Origin of the sequence: Actinoallomurus sp. CA-150999 (assembly GCF_050942425.1) — a bacterium.
Lineage (GTDB): Bacteria > Actinomycetota > Actinomycetes > Streptosporangiales > Streptosporangiaceae > Actinoallomurus.
Genome location: NZ_CP192063.1, coordinates 2,426,007 through 2,445,402 on the forward strand (window position 1 = coordinate 2,426,007; position 19,396 = coordinate 2,445,402).

Consider the following 19,396-nt stretch of genomic DNA (forward strand, 5'->3'; position numbering starts at 1 on the left):
TAGCGCTACGACAGTAAGGCAACGACCGTTCCAATACAATGGCGGATCTATGGACGCGACCTCCTCAGCGCACGACGAGACCTCCGAGGCGCAGGGCCCGGCGCCGAGACGCGCACGCGGCCGCAACCCCCGTGGCCAGGGCGAACGGCTGCGGAACGAGATCCTCTCCGCCACCCTCCGACTACTCGACGATCTCGGCGACGACGAGGCGCTGTCCCTGCGCGCCGTGGCACGGGAGGTCGGCATCGCCGCGACCTCCGTGTACATCCACTTCGAGGACCGGGACACCCTCGTCTACGCCGCGCTGGAGCGCAGCCATCGCGACCTGATGCGCGACCTCGACGAGGCCGAGGCGGCATCGGCCGACCCGGTCGGCCGGCTCCGTGCCCGGCTGCTCTTCATCGGCACCTGGGTCGGCCGCCACTCCGGTCTCTACAAGGTGCTCCACGAGAGCACGCTCAACCAGCGGACGCACCTGGCCTTCAAGGAGGAGCTGGGTGAACGCGTCACGGCGGCCGTCCAGCGGTGCATGGACGCCGGACTCGCGCCCGCCGACGACGCCGCGGCGGTGGCACTCGACCTGAGGGCGGCCGTCCACGGCGCCGTCTCGATACGCGTCAACGAGCCCGACCTTCCCTGGCCCCCACTCGAAGACCAGATCGACCGATTCCTCGCCAAACTCGTCGGAGTCCGCCCGACGCCGTGATCAGCCGGTCGGCGCCACCGTGAACGCCCGGGCCGTACGCGGCCGGTGTCGTTCTAAGCCGTCTGCAATCCCGCCATCGTCACCTGGACGAGACGGCGTACGGCGTCTTCGGAGGGCAGGGCGACTGCGGCGCCCAGCGCGTGCAGGCAGTAGCCGGCGAGCTCGTCGGGCGCCACGTCCCGGCGTACCTCACCGGCCTGGACGGCGTCGGTGATCAGTTCCCGGACCATCTCGTGGAGGTGTCGTTCGGCCTCGGTGACCTGCTCACCCCGGTGCAGGAACGTGACCAGCTCGATGTCGTCGTGGCGACGGGTCCGGTGCGTGATGAGGGCGTACGCCTCCAGCACGGCCGCCAGCCGGCGCGTCGGCCCGCTGGTGCGGTCTCGGATCTCGGCCAGTTCGCGCAGGTGGCGAGTGATCTGGCGGGCATGCCAGGCGTGGAGGATCGCGCCGATGTCGCCGAAGTACTTGTAGAGCGTCGCCCGTCCGATGCCGGCGCGCTCGGCGATCTGCGACATCGTCACCGACGGGCCCTGCTCGGCGACCAGCGCGGCCGTCGCGTCCAGGATCGCGTCCCGCACCTGATGGCGGTGCGCCTCGATCGACTCCTCCCACAGCTTGGGCATCCGATCACTATACGCAGCGCCGCTGTCGTAGGCATTTGTCGTTGACCGTAGACAGTTGTCTCGATAAATTGGCGGCGATCACGACGCGGACGACCACGGGAGAAATCCGGTGAGTCACCGCGACCAGGATCTGACTCCCGCACACGACATCCGACGAAGGAACGCCATGCCGACCTCCCAGGCCACCATCGAAATCGACCGTCCCGGCCGCTACCTCGCCCAGTTCTGCGGCCACGCCGCCGCCATGGGCAGAACGGGCGGCGGCCATCGGCGCCGTTCCCATGGAGCCGGCGCCGCAGGGGCTGTGAGCGCCGAATGGTCCGACACCCACGGCATCGTCACCATCGCCCCATGGGGGCGATGCAGCCTGGAAGCCACCGACCACACCCTGAACCTTCGCGTGGACGCCACCGACGAGGACGCCCTACGGCGGATCCAGGAGATCGTCACCCGCGATCTGGAACGCTTCGGCCGGCGCGAGAAGCTGACCGTCGCCTGGCAGCCGACCGCCACGGAGTCCGGAACCGGCTGAGGAGGTCGTCCTGGCAGAACGGCGCGGCACAGCCCCTGAACGCCCACCTGGTGAACGGCCCCCGAACCCCGCGCTTGGGGCTATCCGTCGGCGACCATCGGCAGGTGATCAGGGGGCAGGTGGCTACGTGGCGGCTCGAGCGTCGGTGGCGGACTTCGTGAAGTAGGCGGCGGTCTCGGCGTCCGCCGGGTAGTACGACTCGATCGCGACCTCGTCCAGGGTGATGTCCATCGGGGTGCCGAACGTGGTGATGGTCGAGAACAGCCGCAGTTCGCGTCCGCCGAAGCGGAAGATCATCGAGGTCACGACCTCGGAGTCGATCGGGTGGCTCGCGTCCTCGGCGTCGGGTGCCAGCAGTTCCTCGTAGAGGGCGGTGAGTTCGGCGTCGGGAGCGATGGCGAGCTGACGCCGGATTCGGGTACGGAGCGCCGCACGCGCCTCGGCCAGGTTGACGATCTGAGGAGCGAGCCCGCGCGGGTCCAGCCCCAGCCGGACCATGTTGATCGGCGGCCGCAGCAGGTCGGGGGCAACGTCCGCGAAGAACGGGTCGACGGCGCGATTGGTCATCACGATGTTCCATCGGCGGTCGAGGACCAGCGCCGGGTACGGCTCGTGGGCGCGGAGCACCCTCTCGACCGCGTCCCAGGCCGCCGACATCGCGCCCGCGTCGGAAGGCCGTTCGGCGTACCGGGGTGCGAAGCCGGCGGCGAGCAACAGCCGGTTGCGTTCACGCAACGGCACATCGAGCTGATCCGCCAGCCGGAGGACCATGTCGGCGCTGGGATTGGACTTGCCGGTTTCCACCAGGCTGACGTGACGAGCGGAGACGTCGGCGGCGATCGCGAGATCGAGTTGGCTGATTCGCCGGTGATGCCGCCACTGCCGCAACAGCTCCCCGACCGTGTGCATGATCGTCGATGCTACTCATCGTGGAGTCGTGCGCCATGAAATCCGAGTTCATCGACAACCGCCGCGACGGCGGAAACACTGCCGCCATGACCACAGAGAACAAGAGCACCGTCCAACGGGCGCTGGCGGAACTGGTCGAGACGGGCGACGTCGATGCGCTCGCGGCGTTGCTGCGCGACGACTTCGTCCATCACCGGCCGGACTCCACCTCGTCGACCAAGGCGGAATGGCTCGCCGCCGTACGCTCCGCGCTCATCCCGCTCGCCGACATGCAAGTCGAGGTCCAGCACGTGCTCGCCGACGGCGAGCACGTCGTGATGTCCTCCCGGCGCCGGCTTCCCGGTGCCGGGCCGGAGATCGCGGTCGTCGATATCTGGCGGTTCGACGGTGGGCTGATCGCCGAGGCGTGGGAGATTATCGAGCCGGTGGCCCAGGCGACCGCCAATCTGGCGTGGTGGGAATCGGCTGATCGCTGACCGGCCGCGTCAGAGGGGGCGGCCGTGGGTGCGGAGTTCGAGCAGCTCCGGGGCGAGGATGACGATGGCACCGCGGTGAAGTTCGATCAGCCCGTCGCGCTGTAGCCGGGCCAGGGCGCGGTTCACGGTTACGCGTGTGACCCCCAGCAGGTCCGCGAGGGCCTGCTGGCTGCCGGGCAGAGCCACACGGCGGTCTGGAGCGGTGGCCGCCTGGTCCAGCAGCCAGGCCGACAGCCGAGCGTCGGTGGGGAGCGTGGCCGTCGCCGTCAGGCGCTCCTGCTGTCGCCGCGCGTGTCCGGCGAGCGTCCGCAGCACATGTGTGCGCACCGAGGACACGTCGTCGACGAGGGACAGGAAACGGTCGCGCGGCAGGCTGCGTACGACGCAGGGCGTGAGCGAGGTCAGGGCGGCGGTATGTCCTCCGCCGTCGATCACGGCGATCTTGTCCAGTGCGCAGGGCGCCGCCCAGTCCCCGAAGCGGACCACTCGCCCGGTGGCCGTCGTGGTCGTGGCGGCCACCCGGCCGCGCAACAGCAGCAGGAGGTGGCCGGCGGGATCGCCCGCGTTGCGGAGCACCTGCCCGGTCGACGCCGCGTGCGGCGCGGAATCGTGCCATACCTGCCGCAACCTCGTATCCGAGAGCGAGGCCAGCAACGGTACGGCGCTCAGCGACCGCCACTGCTCAGGTGTATCGACCGATACAGACGTGGTCACGCCCACGAACGTACCGTCGGCCGCATGCTGATCGTCGAACTCGCCTTCACCGAACACCCCGAACGGCTCGCCGCCCGTCCCGCCCACCGGCAGGTCCTGGCACGCCTGCACGCCGACGGGCGGCTCATCGCCGCCGGACCGTGGGCGGACGACACCGGCGCGATGCTGATCTTCGACGTGGACCGTCCGGGACTGGACGCGATCATGGACGCCGACCCGTACTACAACACGCCAGGCGTACGAGTGCACGACATCCGGGAGTGGACCCTGATCGTCGGACCGAACGCCTCGTGACAACAGGATCCCCCGCCCTTGGCTCCGGTGATCAAGGGCGGGGGATCCCCCGGGGGTTATGCGCTGTGGTCGATCGTGGCGACCTCGACGCACTCGCCGCCGTTCTCGCCGCTGCGGCTCGACTTGCGCCAGTCGGCGTTCTTCACGTCCATCGTTCCTCCGCCGTTCTGCGAATGAAATCGACCGACTCGTGTTGGGGCATGGCGTGCGCCTTGATGGATTCCCACGCCTCGGAGAGGACCGCCAGGTCGTCCCGGCTGCTCGTGACGATTCCTCTTACGGCTGTCTCCACGTAGCCCACGTCGTTCCCGTCCACGGTCGCGATGGTGAACGTTCCCAGGTTTCGGGGGTTCACCGCCGAGCGTACAACTTGGATCGTGAGCCGGGGAGAGGCCGCGTCGGCCATTGCCATGAGCTGATCGTGCATGACCTTGGCTCCGCCGCGCTCCCGGTGAAGCACCGCCTCGTCGATTACGAAGTACAGCGCGGGCGGTGTTTCCCGCTGCCTGATGGCCTGCCTTTCCATCCGTGCGGTGACCGCCGGCTCGTCGTCCTGAAGCATGGCGCGGGCGTAATCGATCGTCTGGAGCAGCCCGGGAACGAGGGTGAGCGCGAACGACCGTACGACCGTGGCTTTCTTCTCCTCTTCCAGCCACGGGCGGAACCAGCCTGGCAGGGATTCGCGGTCGAGTTGGTCGTACACGGCCATGAGGGCTCCGCGGGGGAGGCTCAGGGCCTCTTCGATCGAGAGGACCTGTTCGCTGCGGGGGCGGAGTTGGCCGGTTTCGAGGTTGCTGAGCCAGCCGTCGGAGTAGCCGAGGCGGTTGGCGAGGTCTTTTTGGAGAATTCCGGACGCGTCCCGATATGTGCGTACGAGGCGTCCGAGAGTGGTGAGCGTCGGGCTCGAAGATCTGCCCATGACACCCCTTTCGTCGGATTTAACAGTGCTCCACGCCTCTCTGACGTGGCTTGCACGCATTGGCTCTGCCGCCGATATCGCTTTCAGCGTACGGCCTATTGGTCATTCTGGGGACTGAAATCAGCGACTTAGGAGCCGCCATGACCTCGCCGGATGAGCTCATGCGCGCCGTCGACGAGTTCCGGGGCGCGCTCGATTCGATTGGATCCGGAGGAGTGTCGGTGGCGGCGGACCTCACTCTTCTGGATCGTCTCGTACGGCGATATCCGGAGGCGGCTCGCAAGAGCCTGGAACTGTACGACGTCGCCATTCGCGAACGTCCTCGCAGAGGAAGGGAATGATCATTGAAATCGTGGGAGGAGAAGTGGCGGCCGTTCGGCGGCCGGGTGGCCGAAAGACGACCCGGCATGTTGCGGTGGGAGCGCCGCTTCGCCGGAACGCCCGACCAGGTGGGCGCCGCCCGTACGTTCGTGACGCAGTTGTTCGCCGACGCGCCCATCGCCGACAACGCGGCGTGGGTCACCGGTGAACTCGCCACCAACGCGATCCGTCACTCGGCGTCCGGCCGTCCCGAGGGGACGTTCACCGTCGCGCTGTACCGCTGGCCCACGTTCGGCGAGATCCACGTCATCGACGCGGGCGGGCCGAAGGAACCTCGGCTCCCGGAGCGGGATCCGGTCGCGACCGCCCTCGCCGAAGAGAGCGACCTGCCGGAGGGCGGGCTCGGCCTGTACGGCATCGGCGCCCTGGCCGGCCGGTACGGCACGTACCGGCACCGAGACGGCAGCCGCGTCGTCTGGGCGCGGTTGAGATTCGTGCCATGCGAGCAGCGGTGATCGCTACGAGCCGTCTCCGGTGACCTGACTGCGCTCGATGAGCTCCAGCACGGCGTCTCTGGTTTCGCGGAAGAGGGCGACGGTCTCCTCGGCGGCTGCGGCGATGGCCTGCTCGCCGGGGGCGACGGGCGGTTCGAGCAGCTGGGCCACGGTGTCGGCGAGGACCTCGTCAGGGTGGTCGACGCCGAGCGGGGCGGTGGCCGGATCGGAGATGACGGTGCCGAATCCGGTGAGCACGGCGTGCAGGGCGTAGGCCTGGGTGGGCCAGGGGCGGTCGTGGCGGATCAGGCCGTTGCGGTGGAGGATCGGCATGACCGCGTTGCACAGGGCGCTGGGTTTGGTGCGGGCGAACAGGTCGCGGTCGCCGGCCTGCTGCGTGAGCAGCCGCACCAGGTCGCTGCTCATGCGGGGCGCCAGCGGGCGTTTCAGCGCCGTGCGGATCAGGAGCGGGGCCAGGCGGCGCGGCAGCACCGTGGCGGGGTCGGCGGTGATGCGGGCGATGACCTCATCCAGAAAGGTCAGTAGTTCGCGGGCGAACAGCCCGAGGATGAGGTCCTCCTTGGCGGCCCAGTACAGGTAGACGGTGCCCTTGCCGACCCCTGCGGCCCGGGCGATCTCGCTGACCGTGACCTTGCGTACGCCGTGGTCGAGCACCAGCTCGCGCGTGCTGTCCAGGATGCGGGCGGCTTTGCGCGAGTGGTGTTCGATCAGCTGGCTCACCGGGGTTGTCCTGTTCTTTCGTGCTCGAAGCGGGTCACACGGCGGCGACGTCGAGTTCTTTGTTCGTGAAGTCCGGGCCGTTCATTATCTTGCCCATGGCCGGTCCGAGGACCGGCCTGCGCATGAGGCGGAGCATCGCGGTGCGCACGATCTGTTCCTTGCGATCGCGGGGCGTGAAGAGCCTGCGCATGATCAGTGCGCTGTCCTGCTCGGTGTCGATGAACGGCCGCATCCGGGCCTCCCACGCGCGCAGCGCGCCGGGCAGGTCGCCGGGGTGGCGCTGCAGCATGGTGCCCAGCAGTTCGCCTCCGGCGATGCCGCTGGAGGCGCCCATGCCCGCGTACAGGGTGACGCACCAGGCGGCGTCGCCGACGAGGACGACCCGGCCGCGGTGCCAGCTCGGCATCTTGACCTGGTGTACGGCGTCGTACAGGGACTCCGGGGCCTGCTCGAACCGCGTGAACAGGTTCTCCAGCAGGGGACCGGCGGGTTGCGGGCCGAACGCGGCGCGGATGGACTCGATCGGCGGCCGTGCGAACTCGGCGTCGATGTCGTCCGTGCTGTAGGAGAACAGCAGGCTCGGCGGATGGTCGGCGAAGGGGAAGGTCCATGCCGAGCGTCCCGGCTCGGCCAGGATCAGGCCGTCGTGCAGGCCGAAGCCCTCGATCGGCGCATCGAGCGCGGTCGCGCCGATCATGTAGTTCAGCGGGTGCAGGTACTCCTGGGGGCCGAAGACCAGGCTGCGTACGGTTGAGCGCATCCCGTCGGCGCCCACCACCAGGTCGAAGCGCTCGGTGACGGTGGCGCCGGAGGCGGTGTCGTGCAGGGTGACTTCGGCCGCGGAGTCGTCCTGGGTGATGCGGGTGGGCACGGTGGAGTAGCGGATCTCCACATCGTCCGGCAGAGCGGAGAACAGTCCCCGTTCCACGTCGCCGCGCAGCAGCTGCCGTGGTCTGGTGACCACGCCGGGGAGGTCGGCCGGATTCATGCCGGGGGTGCGACGCCCGGCCCGGTTCACCTCGTAGCCGACGAGCTCCGGATGGTTGCGGTCGCCGATCGCGTCGAGCACGCCCAGCCGCCGCGCCGAGGCGACACCGGCGCCGAACAGCATGATGAAGTACCCGCTCGACCGCCGCGCGGCCGCCCGCTCCACCAGCACCGGCTCCCAGCCCACCTGCCGCAGCCGCAGCGCGGTGGCGATGCCCGCGATCCCCAGCCCGACCACCAGCGCCCGCCCCTGCCTGGCCGTGTCCGTCATGGCGACTCCCTTCCGTGTGTGTCACGACCACGGTAGCCGAAAAACTGACCAAAACGGTTCTATCGGTCAGTCGAGGCCAGGCTCCGGTGGCGCGCGGCGGGGAGAGAACGCGCTACGAGTTGGACCAGGTGCGGGTGGACAGCACCAGCCGATAGCCGTCCGGATCCTCGAGAGTCACGCCCCAGGTGTCCCAGTACGGGTTGTGCGCGGGTACCCGCTTTCCGCCGTGCCGTTCGAGCCGTTCCACCAGGGAGTCGGGCACGGGTTCGCCGAGGTAGATCACCAGCAGGTCCTCGGGAGTCGGCCGCGGAGCCATCGGGGCGGCGGGATCGTGGACGAGTTCGAGGTGCCAGGCGGCATCGGGCCAGCCGACCATGAGAAGCGAGTGCTCTCCAGGAGTGCCGTCCGACTCATGCCGGAACAGGACATCGAGGCCGAGACCCGAGATCCAGAAGCGTTCCGCGGCCTGCAGGTCACGTGACGGGCGGGCGATGCGTACATGAGCCGTGGCGTCAGCCGGCATCGGGATACCTCCTGGTGGGCGCGGGTCCATCGTGGGCCGACGGGTGGCCCCCAGCCTAGAGAGCACATGATCATGTGCCCATCGGGCGCTGGTCGTAGGTCGTTCGGCGCGCTGTCAGCGCTGACGCCTACGGTCGGGGCGACACGTCGGGTGGCGGCGTCATGCGGTCGGTGTCGGTGTCGATGGCGGGGGCCTGAACGTCCGGCCCGGCCGAGCCCCCGTACGTGGCGATCTTGTACTCGGTCGCCGCGAGGGAGAGGGTCAGTTCACGGATCCGGCGGCGGATGGTGTCGCGATGTTCGAGCAGGATGTCGAGCCGCTCGGGCACCGTGTGCTCCCCGGCGTCGGCCAGCGAAATGTAGTACTGCAGGTCGCGCATCGGCATCCCGGACAGCCGCATCCGGGTGATGAACACCAGGCGGCGCACCGCTTCGGCGTCGTAGACGCGATGACCATTGCCGTCGCGGTCCACTTCGACCAGCCCCGCCCGCTCGTAATAACGCAGCGTGTGGGGCGAGACGTCGAGAAGGTCGGCGACCTCGGCGATCACCATCGAGTCGGGAACGTCGGCCAGGTCGGCGAGGAGGTGGATCGCCTCGACCGACACCGGGCCGTCGTCCCCGAGCGTTCCGAGCGCCCTGGCCATCAGATCGTCGGTGGTCATGACAGCCGGCCTAGATCGCGCGGACGGACGCCGCGACGCCCTCGTAGTCCGCGCTGCGGGCGGTCTCGGCCCACCGCTCGACCTCGTCCAGGCCACGCCGGTACGCACCCGAGATACGCTCGACCGCCTCGTGCCCGAGCGGCAGCCGCAGCGGCACCTCGGCGCTGTGCGCCAGGGACACGATGATCTGGGCCGCCCGCGCCGGGTCGCCTTCCTGGAGGCCGTCGGCCCCGGCCATGTCCGCGCGGACGCCGGCGAGCAGGTCGCGGTAGGTCTCGGACGCCTCGGTGAACTCGAGCACGTCGGCCGCGTTGAAGTCGGTCCGGAACCGGCTGGGCTCGACGATCATCACGCGGATCCCGAAGGGCGCCACCTCCCCGGCCAGCGCCTCGGACCAGCCTTCGAGGGCGAACTTCGACGCGGAGTACGTCGACACGCCGGGGAACGACATCCTCCCGCCCTGGCTGCTCATCTGCACGATCGTCCCGGTGCCCCGCGCGCGCATCGTGGGCAGCGCCGCGCGGACGAGCGCGGCAGGGCCGAACAGGTGCAGATCCATCAGCTCACGCAGCTGCGTGTCGCCGACCTCCTCGACCGCTCCGACCACGGCCCGGCCCGCGTTGTTGACGAGCACGTCGAGCTGCCCGAAGCGGTCGAGGGTGTTCCGCACGAGATCAGCGGCTCCGGCGATGTCTCGGGCGTCGAACTTCGCGACCAGGCAGTTGTCCGGGTACCCGGCCTCCAGGTCGGCCACGCTCTCGGGCCGGCGCACCGCCGCCACCACGTGGTCGCCCGCCGCGAGCGCCGCCTCCGCCAGTGCGCGCCCGAAACCGCGGGACGCGCCGGTGATGATCCAGGTCTGTGTCGTCATGGCGGCGACGCTATGGCTTCGAGCGCGCTCGAACGCAAGCCCGCTCGACAGAGGCGCCGTGCCTCAGTCCGATCGCGTGTTCGGGGACTTCGGCCGCCACCGACGGGCCGGTGCCGACCCGGCGCCGGCGGTGACGCGTGCGCGCAGCGCGGTCAGCACCCCGGCGACCGCCGCACCGGACAGGCCGAGGGCCTCGTCTCCGAGCGTGTCCCGGTAGATGCCGACCGTCTCCGGGGTGCCCATGATGAAGGTGAGGTACTCGGCCAGTTCCCACAGGATCGCGGCGATGGCACCGAGCCCGGTGACGCACAGCGCGAGCACGAACGGCGGCAGCGCCGGTCCGCGCCGGAGCCCGGCGCCCACCGCGGCGCCGAGCAGCGCCCAGTTGCCGAAGTGGCACGCGTCGTCGAACCAGCTCACGCTGTCGTACAGGTCGGCGGCGTTGCCCGCGACGTCGATGACGAAGGGAGCGACGAGGAGCGCGTCCACGTCCCAGGGATAACGGACCGGACCGCGCAGCCGCCGCCACACCGCCCAGGCCACCGGTACGAGCAGCGCCACGAGGGGATAGGCGATGGCGCGGGTGCCCATGGCCTTGTCGGCGAAGCGGTCCCAGTCGCGATGCGTGAGCGCGAACAGCAGCAGCCCGGCCAGCGCCGCCTTCAACGCGAGCGAGGAGACGCGCCAGTATCGATCCGGGCCGGAGCCGATCAGCCTCATGCGGCTCAGTATCGCGGTCTAGTGTGGTCGAACGTGACGATGGAACGGTGGGCGCTGGGCGGCGACCTGAGCGTCGCGAGGATCGGGTACGGCACGATGAAGCTGACCGGTTGGCCACGGGGCGACCGGCCGGACCGGGAGACGGCCCTCGCCGTGCTGCGCCGGGCCGTGGAGCTCGGCGTGAACCACCTGGACACCTCGAACTACTACGCGCGTGACGGCGTGGCGGCCAACGAGCTGATCCGGGAGGCGCTGTACCCCTACCCGGACGATCTGGTGATCGTGACCAAGGTGGGCGCGCTGGTCGAGGGCTCCGACATCGCCCTCCCCGCGGCGGAGAAGACCGGGCTCACGCCCGACAACCTGCGCCGTGGCGTGGAGGCGAACCTTCGGTCGCTCGGCGTGGACCGCCTGGACGTCGTGAACCTGCGGATGGGCGACCTCGACGAGGCATCCCTGGCGGGGCCCCTGGAGACGCTGCTCGCGCTGCGCGAGGAGGGCCTGATCCGCCACCTGGGCGTCTCCAACATCTCCGCCGCGGAGTTCGAGCAGGCCCGCGCGATCGCGCCGATCGCCTGCGTGCAGAACCTCTACAACCTGTCCCAGCGCGACGACGATCCCCTGGTCGACGCCTGCGCGGAGGCGGGCATCGCGTACGTGCCGTTCTTCCCGGTCGGCGGTTTCCAGCCGATCACGGCCGAGCGCCTGGAGGCCATCGCCGCCCGGCACGGGGCGACCGTGCCGCAGATCGCTCTCGCCTGGCTGCTGGCCCGGTCGCCGAACATCCTGCCGATCCCCGGCACCGGCTCCCTGGCGCACCTGGAGGAGAACATCGCCGCCGCCGCGCTGAAGCCGAGCCCGGAGGATCTTACGGAACTCGGGTGAGCCGGGTCGCGAGCCGTTCGCCCAGTTCGGACTGGGCGGTCGCGATGACGGCGGCCGGGTCGTCCGCGGGCCGCAGGCCGAAGGTCTCGTCCAGCCAGGACAGGAACATCTCGCGCTGCGGAGCAGGCTCGCAGGGGCGAAGGCCCACCTGGGTCTCGTCGCACCAGATCTCGGTGTCGGTAAGGCCGGCGATCAGCTGGTAGAACTCCCGGACGTTGCGGGCGACGACGTGGGCGCCCGCCGTGTTTCCCAGCGCGACGATGGGCAGGTCCGCGAGATCGGGGCGGTCGTCGAGCCGCCACAGGGCGAAGAACGTGTCGCTTTCGTTGGTGGAGGCGAACGGCATCAGATCGGCGGTGCGCTCAGGGTTCTTCAACCGTTTGGGGTCATCGTCGTCGAGCAGCCAGACGCCGTTCGCGAATCCACCTCGGGCCACGTTCCTGAACAGCTCGAGGAGGTTCAGCTCGTGGACCGGTGACCAGACCGCGTCGGGCATGATCGGGTGGATCCAGGCCGCCCATTCCTTTCCGAACTCGGCCTGCGCATCATCGACGATGGTCCCCCAGTCGTCGGCGGGCGTGATGCCGAACGTCTCCTTCAGCCAGGCGAGGAACCGCTCGTTCTCCACCGGCTCATCCAAATCGCACTCGCGGAGGCCGAAAGAACCCCAGTCGATGTCCGGCTCGCAGTCGGCCGGGAGCGACGCGAGCAGACGGAGGAATGCCCGGAAGTCGCGGGCGATGATGTGGACCCCGCCCTCATCGCCCATGGCGACGACCGGCAGGGTGGCCAGGTCTTCGCGGTCGTCCTTGCGCCAGATCCCGAACAGCGACCCACTGCCGTTGGCCTGCGCGAAGGAGATCAGCCCCTCCTCGATCTCCTGGCCGTACTTGTACATCTCGAAGCCGTTGGCGAAGAAGTCGTCCTGGGCGTCGTAGTACTCCTTGAGAAGGTTGAGTTCGGGGATGGGGGAGAACACGTCCGCCACGAGGGCCTCCGCTCATGATCACTTTCGGGTCCGCGGAGGCTAACACGGAGCCACGACATCAGCGGATGAAAGGCGTGGCCGGGTCGGGGACCTCGGACAGCAGGCGGCGGGTGGTGGACAGGCCCCAGTCGTCGAGGTCGGCGATCCGGTCGGAGGACGCGCGCAGGCCGCCGTACCGTTCGACGGTGCGGGCCCACTCCTCGCGGCGTTCCACCGCAGGGCGGGCGATCAGGCAGTCCGGGTCGTTCACCCAGAAGCGGCCGTGCTGCCACGCCCGTCCGACCGTGGTCGTCGTGGCGGCGCGCTGGGACGGGCGGGACATGTCCCCTTCGGCCGGCTCGTACGCGGGGTCGACGTCGGGAGAGACGCGCATCGCGTCGACCAGGCCGACGCTCGGCAGGATCGGCGCCCCGCAGCCGAGCAGGTACGCCTCTGGGCCGACCGCCTCGCGGATCACGGTCAGGCCGTGCCGGTAGGCGTCGAGACCGCCGAGCGCCCCCGCGTACACGAAGTCGAGCTTGAAGTAGTCGAAGCCGTACGACCGGAGCGTCCCGAAGACCTCCCGTAGGTGGTCCTCGGCGCGTTCGATGTCGAGTCCTCGCAGGTCCTGGTCCCAGTTGTGGCCGGCGTCGCCGGTCAGCCAGTCGGGGCGGACGCGGGAGAGGCGGCTGCGCGCGCCGACGAGGAACGGCGCGATCCAGATGCCGGGCCGCCGTCCGGCCTGGCGGATGCGGTCGGCCAGGCGTTCGAGCGAGGTGAACCGGCCGGAGTAGGCGAGCCAGTCGCCGATCTCGGCCTGCCAGCCGTCGTCGATCTGGATGACGTCGATGGGCAGGTCGTGTTCGCCGATGGCGTCGAGGTTCTCCAGAACGTCGTCCTCGGTGACCGCGCCGAAGTAGTGGTACCAGGAGCACCACGCCGTGGGCGGCCGGCGGGGCGCGCCCGCGCCCGCGCGGGCGGCGAAGCCGTCCGCCCACGTGGCGAGCGCCGACTCGATCGGCCCCTCGTGGACGGTCTCCTCGATCTCGCCGTCCGCCTCGACGAGAAGAGTGCCGTCGGCGTACGTCGCCCGGATCGACGGGACCTCCGTACGGCCGTCGGGCGCGGCGTACACCCGGACGGGACCGCCGTCGCCCGGGTCGACGGCGAGCAGGCCCTCGCCCTGGAAGCCCCGCTCCGGGCCGGGGCGGTCGGGGCGCCAGCACATGGTCTGCATCACCGGAAGGACCGGGCGGTGGCTCGTCCCGGTGACGGGGTACGTCGTCGCGGGACTCCAGCTCTGCCAGCCGTGCTCGTACACGCGGCCCTTTTCGGGATCAACCTTTGGTCGCGCCACCGGTGAGACCCTTCACGAAGTGCTTCTGCAGTGCGAGGTAGAAGATCAGCACCGGCAGCGTCGCCAGGAACATCAGGGCGAACACCGTGCCGAAGTCGGCCTGGTACTGCCCGATGGCCCGGTAGATGCCGGTCGTGATCGTCGTGCCCTGGCCCGGTCCGAGGATGACCAGGGGGTCGATGAAGTCGTTCCAGATCCACACGCCGAGGAAGATCAGCACGCTGGCGGTGGCGGGGCGCAGCAGCGGGAAGACGATGCGCCAGAAGATCTGGAATCGTCCCGCGCCGTCCATCGCCGCGGCCTCCTCCAGCTCGACGGGGATCGAGCGGGTGAAGCCGGTGAAGACGAACACCCCGAACGGGACGTAGTAGCCCACATTGAACAGGACGAGGCCCTGGATCGTCGTCATCAGGTGCGCGAACCGCAGCACCTGCGTGATCGGGATCAGGATGACCTGCGGCGGGATCATCAGGCCGCACAGTAGGAGCAGGGTGAGCCACCGGCCCCACCGGCTCTTGCTGCGGGCCAGGTAGTGCCCGAGCATCGACGACAGCACGGTCAGGATGAGGATCGACAGCGCCGTGACGACGATGCTGTTGGTCAGGCTCACCCAGAACAGCCGGTCCGGGCGGGTCAGCACGGCGGTGATGTTGTGCAGCGTCGGGGGGATCGGCAGCGACGCCGGCGACTTGGCGATCTTCGGGCCGGGCTTGATGACGTTGACGCACACGACGTACAGCGGCACGAAGAAGATCGCCGCGACGGCGGTCGCGACGAGCGGCCGGATCGAGCGCCTCACAGGCTCACCTCGCGCTTCTGCAGGATCCGCAGGGCGACCGCGGAGGCGACGGCCACGATCAGCAGCATGACGACGGCCATCGCGGACGCGTAGCCCTGGCGGTTCGCGTTGAAGCCGGTCTGCAGCACGTTGAAGGCGATCGTCGCGGTGGTGCCGGTGCCGGGACCGCCGTTCGTGATCACCTGGATGTGGTCGAACGCCTTGAATCCGGTGATCAGCATGACGATCGTGTTGATGGTCAGCGCGGGAGCCAGCAGCGGCCAGGTGATCTTCCGGAACCGCTCGACCGGCCCGGCGCCGTCGATCTGCGCGGCCTCGTGCAGCTCCTGCGGAACGCCCTGCAGCCCGGCCAGGTAGACGACCACGCAGAAGCCCAGCATCTGCCAGGACAGGATCGCGCCCACGGAGTACAGCGCGTACGACGGGTCGGACAGCCAGCCCGGCGGCTGGGAGATGCCCACGCCGCGCAGCGCCTGGTTGATCAGGCCGTCGTCGGCGAGCAGGCGGGTCCAGATGATGCTGACCACGACGGAGCTGAGCACGACGGGCGTGAAGAACACGCTGCGCAGCGCGTTGTAGAACCAGCCCCGGCGGTCGAGCAGGAGGGCGACGCCCAGGCCCAGGACGTTCGGGACGATCACCACGATGAGGGTCAGGATCGTCGTGACCTTCAGCGAGGTGAGGAACTCCGAGTCCGTGAACAGGTCCTTGTAGTTGCTCAGCCCGACGAACCTCGTCTTCGGCCCGAACGGGTTGTAGTTGGTCAGGCTGTAGCCGACGCTGACGGCGATCGGCGCCAGCACGAAGCAGACATAGACCAGCACGCCCGGCGCGCCGAAGGACAGGAAGTGCCACACACGCGGCCAGACCGGCCGCCGGCGGCGGGGGGCCGCCGGCGAGCCGGTCCGCGTGGGCGGACGCGCCACTTCGACCGCCACGTCAGGAGGCCTTCTGCCATTCGGAGTCGAGGAACTTTCCGACGTCGGCCCCGCTCTTGCGCCCCGTCACCAGGTCGCCCATCGACGTGCTCCACTGGTCGGCGACCCCGGGCAGCATGCCGTCGTCGCCGGCCTCGAAGCCGAACGCCGGGACCACCGCGTTCTGGGACTCGGCCTGCTTGAACATGTCGTAGCCGGTCTTGAAGACGGGCCCGGAGTTCGCCGGCGGGGTGTACCCCTTGATCGCCGGGAAGAGGCCGTCGTTCTTGGTCGAGGCGTCGAGGTTGGTCTTGTCGAGCTGGTACGCGAGCGCGAACTTTTTGGCCGCGTCCAGGTTCTTGGAGTGCGCGTTGACCAGGAGGCCGCCGCCGGTGAAGGTCGGGACGACGAGCTTGCCGTCGTCGGAGGGCCAGAAGAACTGCCCGATGTCGAAGGAGGGCTTGGTCTTCGGGTCGTCGGCCGCCGCGGCGAACCAGTTGCCCATCGCGTACATCGCGCCCTTGCCGGCCAGGAACGCCGACTGGGTCGCGGCGTAGTCCTGCGACAGCATCCGCTTGTCGATGTAGCCCTTGGACGCGAGGTCGGCGAGCTTGCCGGCGGCCTTCACGTAGTCCGGGTCGGTGAACTTCACCTTGCCCGCGCGGCGATCGTGCATCCAGTTCGGGTTCTTGGCGTACAGGTCCGTGCCGAGGATGCCGGCGAACGTCGGGCCGAGCGCGTCGTGGATGTCCTTGCCGCCGCCGACCACGAACGGCGTGATGCCCTTGGCCTTGAGCTTCGCCGCGTCGGTCATCATCTCGCCGTACGTCTTCGGCGGGGTGGCGATGCCGGCCTTGGCGAACAGGCCCTTGTTGAAGTAGACGACCGGGATCGTCTGGCTGTTGGCCGGGAGCTGGTAGATCTTGCCGTTCACCGCGCCGTTGCCCGGGTAGCTGAAGTTCGTCAGCTCGTTCGGCTGCCAGGCGTACAGGTTGCCGGACTCGGCGAACCCGGCCGGCGAGACGGCGATCATCACGTCGGGGAGCTGCCCGGAGGTGAGCAGCTGCTTGGCGTACGCCGTGCGGTCCTGCGTCGGCGAGACCAGCTTCTTCACCGAGATGTCGGGGTACTTGTCGGTGATCCGCTTGATCGCCGCGTCCCAGACCTGCGGGGTCTGGTTCGGCGTCTCGAACACCAGGAACGTGATCTGCTTCTTGCCCTTGCCCCCGCCACCGCCGGAGTCGTCCTTGACCGAGCATCCGGTCATCGCGGCGACGGCGAGCATGGCCGCCGTCCCCAGCGCGATGATTCTCTTCACTACGTCACCCTTCTCGCGCCGCCAGGACAGCGAAAGGGGCCGAGACGTCCGACCTCTAGACCCCGCTCCGCCCAGAAAAGCTCGCCGGATTCGCGCCTTGACACTTATTGGTAGGACCACTTCCTACTTGTGGCGCGGGTCAGTGTCAAGGGTTATTGGAAAGGTCCCTGCTCAATTAGGCCGCGTACGGTCGCTCGGCGTTCGTCACGACCACCGGCCCGGGCCACCTGCGGGACGATGGTCGGGGAGGAGGTTCGGATGTACGCCGCGGAGCGCCAGCGAGAGATCCTTCACCGCACACGCCAGGCGGGTCGGGTCGACGTCGTCAGCCTGGCCGAGGACATCGGCGTCACGATGGAGACCATCCGCCGCGACCTGACCGTCCTGGAACGCGCGGGCGCCCTGCGCCGCGTGTACGGCGGCGCGATCGCGGTCGAACGCCTGAGCGTCGAACCCGCCCTCGCCGCCCGCGACGAGGTGATGACGACCGAGAAGGAACGCATCGCCAAGGCCGCGCTCGCCGAGCTGCCCGCCGGCGGCTCGATCATCATCGACGCCGGCTCCACCACCCGGCGCCTCGTCCAGGTGCTACCTGTCGATCTCGAACTGACCGTGGTCGTCAACTCACCCCCGCTGGCGACCGTCCTGGCGACGCGCTCCAACGTGAACGTGATCATGCTGGGCGGGCGGGTCCGCGGCCGCACGCTGGCGACGGTCGGCGACTGGGCGATGCGGCCGTTGGGTCGGCTGCGCGTCGACGTGGCGTTCATCGGCACCAACGGCTGCTCGGCCGAAGCCGGACTGACCACCCCGGATCCGGCCGAGGCCGCGGTCAAAGAAGCCATGATCAAGGCCGCCGGCCGCAGCGTCGTGCTGCTGGACCACACCAAGATCGGAAATGACTACGTGGCCCGGTTCGCCGCTCTGGCCGACGTCAGCGTCTTGATCACCGACACCGGCCTGGCCGCCGAACTGGCTGCCGAACTGGCCGCGGAGGGCCCGGAGGTCATTCGCGTGTGACGTGCCGCGGCGTCCAATACCCGGCCACGGCCCCCTCGGTACGGCCCGCGAGGGAGAAGTCTCCGGCGAGCCGGCCGAAGCCCAGCAGCGCCGAGCCGACCGCGAAGGAGACCGCCGCGCTGATGAACACACCGGCGAAGACGCCGGACCAATCGCCCTTCGGCGTCATGGCCGCATAGGCAAGGATGCTGCCCGGCGAGGCCACGGCGACCAGGCCGGCGCCGGTGATCATGAAGGTTCCGATGCCCGCGGCGCCGCCGGCGATGGAGGCGAGGATGAGGCGGGGTTTCATCAGGACGTAGGGGAAGTAGATCTCGTGGATGCCGCCGAGGAATTGGATGACGATGGCGGCGGGGACGCTCGGCCGTAGCGCCTTGGGGCCGAAGAGGAGGTAGGCGAGGAGGACGCCGAGGCCGGGGCCGGGGTTGGATTCGAGCATGAACAGGATCGACTTGCCGTGGTTGACGGCTTCGGCGACGCCGAGGGGGCCCAGGACGCCGTGGTTGACGGCGTTGTTGAGGAACAGGACTTTGGCGGGTTCGATCAGGACGGAGGCGAGGGGGAGGAGGTGGTGGTGGATGAGCCATTCGACGCCGTGGCCGGCGGCTGAGGTGATGGTGCGGACGATGGGGGCGACGCCCCAGACGCCGAAGACGGCGGCGGCTCCGCCGATGATTCCGGCGGTGAAGTTGTCCACCAGCATCTCGAAGCCGGATTTGGTGCGGTCGGCGGTGAATTCGTCGACCTTCTTCAGCACGTAGGCGGCGAGCGGGCCGAGGATCATCGCGCCGAGGAACATCGGGATCTTGGCGCCGACGACGACGCCGACGGTGGCGACCGCACCGACGACGGCGCCGCGCTGGCCGTGGACCATCCGGCCGCCGGTGTAGCCGATGAGGACCGGTAGGAGCAGGGTGATGATCGGGTCGACCAGGGCGGCGAACTGTTTGTCGGGCAGCCAGCCGGTCGGAATGAACAGGGCGGTGATCAGGCCCCAGGCGATGAACGCCCCGATGTTGGGCATCACCATCCCGGCCAGATAACCACCCAGACGCTGAATCTGGGCCTTCACCCCGGTACCGGTGACCGCCGGAGTGTAGATGTCGGCCATAACGGCCTCCGGGTGCTTCAAGATCCGCGTAACAGGAAATCGCCCGATGAGTGACCGGCCGAGGTCCGGACGTGACGCGCCGACCGTAATGCCGGGACGGCCGACCGATCACGTATGAGGGCGCCCCGGCGGTTCCGCTCGCCCGGGGGCTCCGATGACCTCGAAGATACTCGGCTCGGGTCGGCTCTCAAGCGCGGGGGAGCAGCGTCCGACCTGGTCGGATGGCGCCCGCGTCCCCTGTCCGCGGGCCATCG

Annotated in this window: 25 protein-coding genes; 8 read left to right on the forward strand and 17 right to left on the reverse strand. The window is 69.3% G+C overall.

The window, feature by feature from the left end:
• The first annotated feature begins 49 nt into the window (after positions 1-49).
• A complete protein-coding gene (locus ACQP2O_RS11545; protein WP_433182683.1) occupies positions 50-706 on the forward strand; it encodes a TetR/AcrR family transcriptional regulator in 657 nt (218 codons plus the stop codon).
• Positions 707-759: 53 nt separating this feature from the next.
• Here ACQP2O_RS11545 and ACQP2O_RS11550 read toward each other — a convergent pair whose 3' ends face one another.
• On the reverse strand, positions 760-1,332 hold the full coding sequence (locus tag ACQP2O_RS11550; RefSeq protein ID WP_433182686.1) for a TetR/AcrR family transcriptional regulator: 573 nt from the start codon (positions 1,330-1,332) through the stop codon (positions 760-762).
• Positions 1,333-1,498: 166 nt separating this feature from the next.
• Between ACQP2O_RS11550 and ACQP2O_RS11555 the strand changes: the two genes are divergently transcribed.
• On the forward strand, positions 1,499-1,864 hold the full coding sequence (locus ACQP2O_RS11555; RefSeq protein ID WP_433182689.1) for a DUF2218 domain-containing protein: 366 nt from the start codon (positions 1,499-1,501) through the stop codon (positions 1,862-1,864).
• 123 nt (positions 1,865-1,987) lie between these two features.
• Here ACQP2O_RS11555 and ACQP2O_RS11560 read toward each other — a convergent pair whose 3' ends face one another.
• Complete coding sequence (locus tag ACQP2O_RS11560; protein ID WP_433182692.1) at positions 1,988-2,773, reverse strand: helix-turn-helix domain-containing protein; 786 nt, start codon at positions 2,771-2,773, stop codon at positions 1,988-1,990.
• A gap of 35 nt (positions 2,774-2,808) precedes the next feature.
• On the opposite strand from ACQP2O_RS11560, the gene ACQP2O_RS11565 reads away from it, so the two are divergent.
• On the forward strand, positions 2,809-3,249 hold the full coding sequence (locus ACQP2O_RS11565) for a nuclear transport factor 2 family protein (protein WP_433182695.1): 441 nt from the start codon (positions 2,809-2,811) through the stop codon (positions 3,247-3,249).
• 9 nt (positions 3,250-3,258) lie between these two features.
• Here the strand turns inward: ACQP2O_RS11565 and ACQP2O_RS11570 are convergent, their stop codons facing one another.
• Positions 3,259-3,963 (reverse strand): Crp/Fnr family transcriptional regulator, encoded by a 705-nt coding sequence (locus tag ACQP2O_RS11570; RefSeq protein ID WP_433182698.1) that lies wholly within the window; start codon positions 3,961-3,963, stop codon positions 3,259-3,261.
• 24 nt (positions 3,964-3,987) lie between these two features.
• Here ACQP2O_RS11570 and ACQP2O_RS11575 point away from each other — a divergent pair, with 24 nt between their 5' ends.
• Positions 3,988-4,257 (forward strand): YciI family protein, encoded by a 270-nt coding sequence (locus tag ACQP2O_RS11575; RefSeq protein ID WP_433182701.1) that lies wholly within the window; start codon positions 3,988-3,990, stop codon positions 4,255-4,257.
• Positions 4,258-4,313: 56 nt separating this feature from the next.
• Here ACQP2O_RS11575 and ACQP2O_RS11580 read toward each other — a convergent pair whose 3' ends face one another.
• Together ACQP2O_RS11580 and ACQP2O_RS11585 are read right to left on the reverse strand one after the other, a co-directional pair.
• Complete coding sequence (locus ACQP2O_RS11580; protein WP_433182704.1) at positions 4,314-4,409, reverse strand: DUF397 domain-containing protein; 96 nt, start codon at positions 4,407-4,409, stop codon at positions 4,314-4,316.
• Positions 4,400-5,236, reverse strand: a complete 837-nt coding sequence (locus tag ACQP2O_RS11585; RefSeq protein WP_433182707.1) for a helix-turn-helix domain-containing protein — start codon at positions 5,234-5,236, stop codon at positions 4,400-4,402. The genes ACQP2O_RS11580 and ACQP2O_RS11585 overlap by 10 nt, the downstream gene beginning before the upstream one ends.
• A gap of 80 nt (positions 5,237-5,316) precedes the next feature.
• On the opposite strand from ACQP2O_RS11585, the gene ACQP2O_RS11590 reads away from it, so the two are divergent.
• Together ACQP2O_RS11590 and ACQP2O_RS11595 are read left to right on the forward strand one after the other, a co-directional pair.
• On the forward strand, positions 5,317-5,517 hold the full coding sequence (locus tag ACQP2O_RS11590; protein ID WP_433182710.1) for a hypothetical protein: 201 nt from the start codon (positions 5,317-5,319) through the stop codon (positions 5,515-5,517).
• Between the two features lie 3 nt (positions 5,518-5,520).
• Positions 5,521-6,012, forward strand: coding sequence for an ATP-binding protein (locus ACQP2O_RS11595; RefSeq protein ID WP_433182712.1), 492 nt, complete (start codon positions 5,521-5,523; stop codon positions 6,010-6,012).
• Between the two features lie 3 nt (positions 6,013-6,015).
• Here ACQP2O_RS11595 and ACQP2O_RS11600 read toward each other — a convergent pair whose 3' ends face one another.
• From ACQP2O_RS11600 to ACQP2O_RS11625, 6 genes are all read right to left on the reverse strand, one after another.
• Entirely contained in the window at positions 6,016-6,732 is a 717-nt protein-coding gene (locus ACQP2O_RS11600) for a TetR/AcrR family transcriptional regulator (protein WP_433182715.1), read from the reverse strand.
• A gap of 34 nt (positions 6,733-6,766) precedes the next feature.
• Positions 6,767-7,990 carry an FAD-dependent monooxygenase gene (locus tag ACQP2O_RS11605; protein WP_433182718.1) on the reverse strand — a complete coding sequence of 408 codons (1,224 nt, stop codon included), beginning with the start codon at positions 7,988-7,990 and terminating at the stop codon, positions 6,767-6,769.
• A gap of 112 nt (positions 7,991-8,102) precedes the next feature.
• A complete protein-coding gene (locus ACQP2O_RS11610) occupies positions 8,103-8,513 on the reverse strand; it encodes a VOC family protein (RefSeq protein ID WP_433182721.1) in 411 nt (136 codons plus the stop codon).
• Positions 8,514-8,640: 127 nt separating this feature from the next.
• Positions 8,641-9,177 carry a MerR family transcriptional regulator gene (locus ACQP2O_RS11615; RefSeq protein ID WP_433182724.1) on the reverse strand — a complete coding sequence of 179 codons (537 nt, stop codon included), beginning with the start codon at positions 9,175-9,177 and terminating at the stop codon, positions 8,641-8,643.
• A gap of 10 nt (positions 9,178-9,187) precedes the next feature.
• Complete coding sequence (locus ACQP2O_RS11620; protein ID WP_433182727.1) at positions 9,188-10,048, reverse strand: SDR family NAD(P)-dependent oxidoreductase; 861 nt, start codon at positions 10,046-10,048, stop codon at positions 9,188-9,190.
• 63 nt (positions 10,049-10,111) lie between these two features.
• Complete coding sequence (locus ACQP2O_RS11625; protein WP_433182730.1) at positions 10,112-10,768, reverse strand: hypothetical protein; 657 nt, start codon at positions 10,766-10,768, stop codon at positions 10,112-10,114.
• A gap of 39 nt (positions 10,769-10,807) precedes the next feature.
• Here ACQP2O_RS11625 and ACQP2O_RS11630 point away from each other — a divergent pair, with 39 nt between their 5' ends.
• Positions 10,808-11,653, forward strand: coding sequence for an oxidoreductase (locus ACQP2O_RS11630; RefSeq protein ID WP_433190992.1), 846 nt, complete (start codon positions 10,808-10,810; stop codon positions 11,651-11,653).
• Here ACQP2O_RS11630 and ACQP2O_RS11635 read toward each other — a convergent pair.
• Genes ACQP2O_RS11635 through ACQP2O_RS11655 form a run of 5 tightly spaced genes read right to left on the reverse strand, consistent with a single transcriptional unit; the run spans position 11,637 to position 17,011 of the window.
• The gene (locus tag ACQP2O_RS11635) at positions 11,637-12,641 is read right to left on the reverse strand and encodes a hypothetical protein (protein ID WP_433182733.1); all 1,005 of its coding nucleotides are present in this window, start codon (positions 12,639-12,641) and stop codon (positions 11,637-11,639) included. The genes ACQP2O_RS11630 and ACQP2O_RS11635 overlap by 17 nt on opposite strands.
• Before the next feature lie 58 nt (positions 12,642-12,699).
• A complete protein-coding gene (locus ACQP2O_RS11640; RefSeq protein ID WP_433182736.1) occupies positions 12,700-13,977 on the reverse strand; it encodes a glycoside hydrolase family 36 protein in 1,278 nt (425 codons plus the stop codon).
• On the reverse strand, positions 13,958-14,776 hold the full coding sequence (locus ACQP2O_RS11645; RefSeq protein ID WP_433182739.1) for a carbohydrate ABC transporter permease: 819 nt from the start codon (positions 14,774-14,776) through the stop codon (positions 13,958-13,960). Before ACQP2O_RS11645 ends, ACQP2O_RS11640 begins: the two co-directional genes overlap by 20 nt.
• Positions 14,773-15,714: a carbohydrate ABC transporter permease gene (locus ACQP2O_RS11650; RefSeq protein ID WP_433182742.1), complete on the reverse strand. Its 942-nt coding sequence runs from the start codon at positions 15,712-15,714 to the stop codon at positions 14,773-14,775. The genes ACQP2O_RS11645 and ACQP2O_RS11650 overlap by 4 nt, the downstream gene beginning before the upstream one ends.
• A gap of 1 nt (position 15,715) precedes the next feature.
• Complete coding sequence (locus ACQP2O_RS11655) at positions 15,716-17,011, reverse strand: ABC transporter substrate-binding protein (RefSeq protein ID WP_433182745.1); 1,296 nt, start codon at positions 17,009-17,011, stop codon at positions 15,716-15,718.
• 258 nt (positions 17,012-17,269) lie between these two features.
• Here ACQP2O_RS11655 and ACQP2O_RS11660 point away from each other — a divergent pair, with 258 nt between their 5' ends.
• Positions 17,270-18,031, forward strand: coding sequence for a DeoR/GlpR family DNA-binding transcription regulator (locus tag ACQP2O_RS11660; RefSeq protein WP_433182748.1), 762 nt, complete (start codon positions 17,270-17,272; stop codon positions 18,029-18,031).
• Here the strand turns inward: ACQP2O_RS11660 and mtlA are convergent.
• On the reverse strand, positions 18,018-19,142 hold the full coding sequence (gene mtlA / locus ACQP2O_RS11665; protein WP_433182751.1) for a mannitol-specific PTS transporter subunit IIC: 1,125 nt from the start codon (positions 19,140-19,142) through the stop codon (positions 18,018-18,020). The two genes, ACQP2O_RS11660 and mtlA, sit on opposite strands and share 14 nt — an antisense overlap.
• Positions 19,143-19,396 lie beyond the last annotated feature (254 nt).

Excerpts from the sequence above, each read along its gene's own strand:
- ACQP2O_RS11620 (WP_433182727.1), bottom strand. The coding sequence starts at position 10,048 with ATGACGACACAGACCTGGATCATCACCGGCGCGTCCCGCGGTTTCGGG.
- ACQP2O_RS11625 (WP_433182730.1), bottom strand. The coding sequence starts at position 10,768 with ATGAGGCTGATCGGCTCCGGCCCGGATCGATACTGGCGCGTCTCCTCG.
- ACQP2O_RS11565 (WP_433182695.1), top strand. The coding sequence starts at position 2,809 with ATGAAATCCGAGTTCATCGACAACCGCCGCGACGGCGGAAACACTGCC.
- mtlA (WP_433182751.1), bottom strand. The coding sequence starts at position 19,142 with ATGGCCGACATCTACACTCCGGCGGTCACCGGTACCGGGGTGAAGGCC.
- ACQP2O_RS11585 (WP_433182707.1), bottom strand. The coding sequence starts at position 5,236 with ATGCGTGCAAGCCACGTCAGAGAGGCGTGGAGCACTGTTAAATCCGAC.
- ACQP2O_RS11580 (WP_433182704.1), bottom strand. The coding sequence starts at position 4,409 with ATGGACGTGAAGAACGCCGACTGGCGCAAGTCGAGCCGCAGCGGCGAG.
- ACQP2O_RS11560 (WP_433182692.1), bottom strand. The coding sequence starts at position 2,773 with ATGCACACGGTCGGGGAGCTGTTGCGGCAGTGGCGGCATCACCGGCGA.
- ACQP2O_RS11605 (WP_433182718.1), bottom strand. The coding sequence starts at position 7,990 with ATGACGGACACGGCCAGGCAGGGGCGGGCGCTGGTGGTCGGGCTGGGG.
- ACQP2O_RS11590 (WP_433182710.1), top strand. The coding sequence starts at position 5,317 with ATGACCTCGCCGGATGAGCTCATGCGCGCCGTCGACGAGTTCCGGGGC.
- ACQP2O_RS11630 (WP_433190992.1), top strand. The coding sequence starts at position 10,808 with ATGGAACGGTGGGCGCTGGGCGGCGACCTGAGCGTCGCGAGGATCGGG.
- ACQP2O_RS11575 (WP_433182701.1), top strand. The coding sequence starts at position 3,988 with ATGCTGATCGTCGAACTCGCCTTCACCGAACACCCCGAACGGCTCGCC.
- ACQP2O_RS11660 (WP_433182748.1), top strand. The coding sequence starts at position 17,270 with ATGTACGCCGCGGAGCGCCAGCGAGAGATCCTTCACCGCACACGCCAG.
- ACQP2O_RS11615 (WP_433182724.1), bottom strand. The coding sequence starts at position 9,177 with ATGACCACCGACGATCTGATGGCCAGGGCGCTCGGAACGCTCGGGGAC.
- ACQP2O_RS11610 (WP_433182721.1), bottom strand. The coding sequence starts at position 8,513 with ATGCCGGCTGACGCCACGGCTCATGTACGCATCGCCCGCCCGTCACGT.
- ACQP2O_RS11550 (WP_433182686.1), bottom strand. The coding sequence starts at position 1,332 with ATGCCCAAGCTGTGGGAGGAGTCGATCGAGGCGCACCGCCATCAGGTG.
- ACQP2O_RS11555 (WP_433182689.1), top strand. The coding sequence starts at position 1,499 with ATGCCGACCTCCCAGGCCACCATCGAAATCGACCGTCCCGGCCGCTAC.
- ACQP2O_RS11545 (WP_433182683.1), top strand. The coding sequence starts at position 50 with ATGGACGCGACCTCCTCAGCGCACGACGAGACCTCCGAGGCGCAGGGC.